The organism is Nocardioides sp., assembly GCF_034670285.1.
In the GTDB taxonomy this organism is placed as follows: domain Bacteria; phylum Actinomycetota; class Actinomycetes; order Propionibacteriales; family Nocardioidaceae; genus Nocardioides.
In genome coordinates this window covers 1-3,869 of sequence record NZ_JAXMNS010000366.1, presented here as the reverse complement: position 1 = coordinate 3,869, position 3,869 = coordinate 1, and the positions used below count along the sequence as shown (strand labels likewise).

The following is a 3,869-nucleotide window of genomic DNA, read 5'->3' as shown; positions in this document are numbered from 1 at the left end:
CTACGGCCTCGTCGAGGCCGCGCGGGGCCGGGGACTCGTCACCGAGGCGCTCGCGGTGCTCCTCGCCGCCACCGACTCGCTCGGCGTCCGCGTGCGGGCCTCGGTCGAGCCCGCCAACCGCGCCGGCGTGAGGGTGCTCGCGGCCGCCGGGTTCACCGACCTGCGCGGCAGCACCGAGGACGGCAAGCTCGTCATGGGCCGGCCCCTCGGCGCTCCGGGGCCGCGGGCGACGGCGTGAGCAGCCGGCCCGGGCTGCCCGGGTTGCCTGGAATGCCTGGACTCATTGCCACCGACCTCGACGGCACCCTGCTGCGCTCGGACGGCTCGCTCTCCGACGCCACGCGCCGGGTGCTCGCCGCGGTCGAGGAGGCGGGCGTGCCGGTCGTCTTCGTGACCGGTCGGCCGGTGCGCTGGATGGAGTCGCTGTGGGAGGTCGTCGGCGCCCACGGGCTCGCGATCGTCTCCAACGGCGCGGTGCTCTACGACGTCGCCGAGCGCGCCGTACGACGGGTCGACGGGTTGCACCAGACGTCCGGCCTCGACCTGGTCGAGCGCCTGCGGGGGGTCGTGCCGGGGGCGCGGTTCGCCGTGGAGTGCCTCGACGGGTTGCGGCTCGAGACCGGCTTCCACGAGTCGCACCGGGTGCCGGCGGGGAGCCCGGTCGGCACGCTCGACGACGTCTGGGACGAGCCGGCCCTCAAGCTGCTCGTGCGCCACGACGGCGCGAACCCCGACGAGGTGCACGCCACCGTCGCCGAGATCGTCGGCGGGGGAGGCGTGGCGACCTGGTCGATGGCCGGACTCATCGAGATCAGTGCGCCCGGCGTCACCAAGGCCGCGGCCCTCGCGCGGCTCTGCGACGACCTCGGGGTGGCGGCCGCCGACACGGTCGCGTTCGGCGACATGCCCAACGACCTGGCGATGCTGGGGTGGGTCGGAAGGTCGTACGCCGTCGCCAACGCCCACCCCGCCGTGCTCGCCGCCGCCGACCACACGGCCGATGCCAACGACGACGAAGGCGTCGCGCGGGTGATGGCTCGACTGGTCGGGCTGCCTGACGATCTGGTGCAATGACTCCGTGACCACTCGACTCGTGCGCGCCCTCGCGGTGGCGATCGCCCTCCTGGCCGGCGGTCTGCTGCTGCCCGTGGGCTCGCTCGGCACCGCGCACGCGCTCCCGCCGGGAGGTGCGACCGACCCCGACGACGTCTTCACCGCCAAGATCGAGCGCGTCGAGCGCGAGCCCGGCCAGGTGGGCCGTCCGGCCCGCTACACCTACCCGGTGCAGGTGCAGGAGGTCTACGGCGACAGCGCGATCGAATCGGTGCGCGTGCGGGTGCAGACGACCACCAGCTTCGGCGAGTGCGCGACCCGACCGGAGTCCAAGGGCTCGGTGCTCTACCTGTGGAAGCTGACCCGTCAGGGCACCCGGCTGGTCGCCAATGGCTGCCGCAACGTGCTGCGCGCCACCGACGCCCGGGTGGCCGAGGTCGCCGACTCCTACGGCGAGCCGCGCTCCCCGATCGAGACCACGCCGAGCGAGCCCGAGGTCGAGTTCCCCGACGTCAGCTACACCTGCCCCGAGACCACCGAGGTGCTCGGCGACGTGACGATCGCCGAGGAGACCTGCGCCGAGACCGCGTCGCCCCAAGCCTTCGACCGCGCCGCCGCTCCCGGCCTGGCGCTGGTGCTCGTGGGCGTCCTGTCGTGGGTGCTGGCCCTGCGGCTGGGCAGCCACCGCCGCTCAGCCTGAAACCGCCTGACCTCCACCCGGTTTCGCCGAGTCGGCGCGAGTTCGCGCCGACTCAGCGAAAAGGGACGGTGCGGATCAGAGGTACATGCCCCCGGTGCCGTGGTGCTCGTCGTTGCCGGCGCCGGAGGGTGCGCCCGAGCCGGGGGCGGCCGGCTCCATGCCCGCAGGCATCTGGACGCCGGGAGGCAGGGCCTTGCGGATCTGCTCGAACTGGGCGCGCGCCGCCATCTGCTGGGCGTAGATCGCGGTCTGGATGCCGTGGAAGAGCCCCTCGAGCCACCCGACGAGCTGGGCCTGGGCGATGCGCAGCTCGGCCTCGGACGGCGTCGCGTCGTCGGCGAAGGGGAGCGAGAGCCGCTCCAGCTCCTCGACGAGCTCGGGGGCCAGGCCCTGCTCGAGCTCCTTGATCGAGGCGCGGTGGATCTCCTTGAGGCGCAGGCGGCTGGCCTCGTCGAGGGGCGCTGCCTTCACCTCCTCGAGGAGCTGGCGGATCATGCTGCCGACGCGCATCACCTTGGCCGGCTGCTCGACGAGGTCGCTCAGCGCGCGGGCGTTCCCGTCGTCCTCGCCGTCCTCGCCGTCGTCCGACCCGATGACCCCCTGCGCTGCCAGCGCCGAGGCCGAGACCGTGCCGATCGGCTGCCCGTCGGGGCCGATGATCGTGATGTGCTGCTCGTCCTCGGTGCCCTGGGGGTCCTGGGGGGCTTTGGAATCGCTGCTGGGGGTCGACTGCTCCTCGCTCATGGACGCCACGTTATCGGGCGCCCTCAGAGGGTCAGCAGGATCTTCCCGGTGTGCGACCCCTCGCCCATGACCCGGTGCGCCTCGGCGACCTCCTCGAGCGGCAGGACCCGGTCGATGATCGGTCGTACGGCGCCGGCGGCCACCAGCGGCCACACGTGCTCGACGACCGCCGCGCAGATCGCGGCCTTGCCGGCCTCGGGGCGTCCGCGCAGCGACGTCGCGATCACCGCGGCTCGCTTGTTGAGGAGCGCGGCGATGTTGAGCTCACCCTTGATGCCACCCTGCATCCCGATGATGACCAGACGGCCCTCGGTGGCGAGGGCCTTGACGTTGCGCCCCAGGTAGGCGGCGCCCATGTTGTCGAGGATGACGTCGACGCCGCCGGCCTCCTCGCGCTGGGCGACCTCGACGAAGTCCTCCTCGCGGTAGTCGATCGTGACCGCGGCCCCCAAATCGGCGCAGAACGCGCGCTTCTCCGGCGTGCCGCCGGTGGTCAGCACCCGCGAGCCGAGCGCACTGACGAGCTGGATGGCGAACGTGCCGATGCCGCCCGCGCCGCCGTGCACCAGGAAGGTCTCGTCGGGGCGGAGCCCGGCGACCATGTAGACGTTCGACCAGACCGTGCACGCCACCTCGGGCAGCGCGGCGGCGCTCACCAGGTCGATGCCGTCGGGCACGGGCATGACCTGCCCGGCCGGCACGACGACCCGCGAGGCGTAGCCGCCCCCGGCCAGCAGGGCGCAGACCTCGTCGCCGACCGACCAGCCCTCGACGCCCTCACCCAGGCTCGCGATCCGACCGCTGCACTCCAGACCGATGACGTCGCTCGCCCCCGGCGGGGGCGGGTAGAGGCCCTGGCGCTGCAGGGTGTCGGCGCGGTTGACCGCGGTCGCGACCACCTCGATCGCCACCTCCCCGGGCCCGGGCTGGACGTCGGGGACCTCGCGGACCGAGAGGACCTCGGGACCGCCGGTGCCCTCGGCGTGGACGGCCCTCATTCCTCTTCCTCTTCCTCGTCCTCGGCAGCGACGTCGAAGCCGAGCTCGACGCCCTCGTCGTCCAGGGAGCCGCCCGTGTCGGCCGGCTCACCCGGCTCGGCGAGGACCGGCTTGTCCCAGCGCTCGGCGAGCTCCTGGGCCTTGGCGGCGAGCTGCTCGACAGCCTCGGGGCCGGCACCCCCGGCACCGGCGGCGTACCCGAGCAGGTAGGCCGTCACCGCGCCGGCCGCGTGGTCGACGTTGTCGTAGGCGAGGTCGGAGAGGTCGTTGACGAGACCTTCGTCGACCTCGGTGTCCAGGTCGAGCACGTCGCAGAGCTCGTCGATCCAGTCGTGGAGGTTCACGGGGGTCAGCCTTGCCAGCCGCGGCCACTC

The 3,869-nt window shown here is 73.4% G+C and carries 6 protein-coding genes; 3 read left to right on the top strand and 3 right to left on the bottom strand.

The features are described from left to right. The 3 genes from VOI19_RS15925 to VOI19_RS15915 form a co-directional block, all read left to right on the top strand. The coding region (locus VOI19_RS15925) for a GNAT family protein (protein ID WP_323793947.1) at positions 1-238 on the top strand (238 nt) is incomplete at its 5' end. Positions 239-270: 32 nt separating this feature from the next. Beyond that, the gene (locus tag VOI19_RS15920; protein WP_323793946.1) at positions 271-1,074 is read left to right on the top strand and encodes a Cof-type HAD-IIB family hydrolase; all 804 of its coding nucleotides are present in this window, start codon (positions 271-273) and stop codon (positions 1,072-1,074) included. A 4-nt stretch (positions 1,075-1,078) separates the two neighbouring features. After that, the gene (locus VOI19_RS15915) at positions 1,079-1,753 is read left to right on the top strand and encodes a hypothetical protein (RefSeq protein WP_323793945.1); all 675 of its coding nucleotides are present in this window, start codon (positions 1,079-1,081) and stop codon (positions 1,751-1,753) included. Positions 1,754-1,828: 75 nt separating this feature from the next. Here VOI19_RS15915 and VOI19_RS15910 read toward each other — a convergent pair whose 3' ends face one another. The 3 genes from VOI19_RS15910 to VOI19_RS15900 all read right to left on the bottom strand — a co-directional run. After that, positions 1,829-2,497, bottom strand: a complete 669-nt coding sequence (locus VOI19_RS15910; protein ID WP_323793944.1) for a bacterial proteasome activator family protein — start codon at positions 2,495-2,497, stop codon at positions 1,829-1,831. A gap of 23 nt (positions 2,498-2,520) precedes the next feature. Beyond that, positions 2,521-3,495 carry an NAD(P)H-quinone oxidoreductase gene (locus tag VOI19_RS15905; RefSeq protein WP_323793943.1) on the bottom strand — a complete coding sequence of 325 codons (975 nt, stop codon included), beginning with the start codon at positions 3,493-3,495 and terminating at the stop codon, positions 2,521-2,523. Beyond that, positions 3,492-3,869: DUF6457 domain-containing protein (locus tag VOI19_RS15900; protein ID WP_323793942.1), on the bottom strand; the 378-nt coding region annotated here is incomplete at its 5' end. The genes VOI19_RS15900 and VOI19_RS15905, both read right to left, overlap by 4 nt.

Excerpts from the sequence above, each read along its gene's own strand:
- VOI19_RS15920 (WP_323793946.1), top strand. The coding sequence starts at position 271 with ATGCCTGGACTCATTGCCACCGACCTCGACGGCACCCTGCTGCGCTCG.
- VOI19_RS15905 (WP_323793943.1), bottom strand. The coding sequence starts at position 3,495 with ATGAGGGCCGTCCACGCCGAGGGCACCGGCGGTCCCGAGGTCCTCTCG.
- VOI19_RS15910 (WP_323793944.1), bottom strand. The coding sequence starts at position 2,497 with ATGAGCGAGGAGCAGTCGACCCCCAGCAGCGATTCCAAAGCCCCCCAG.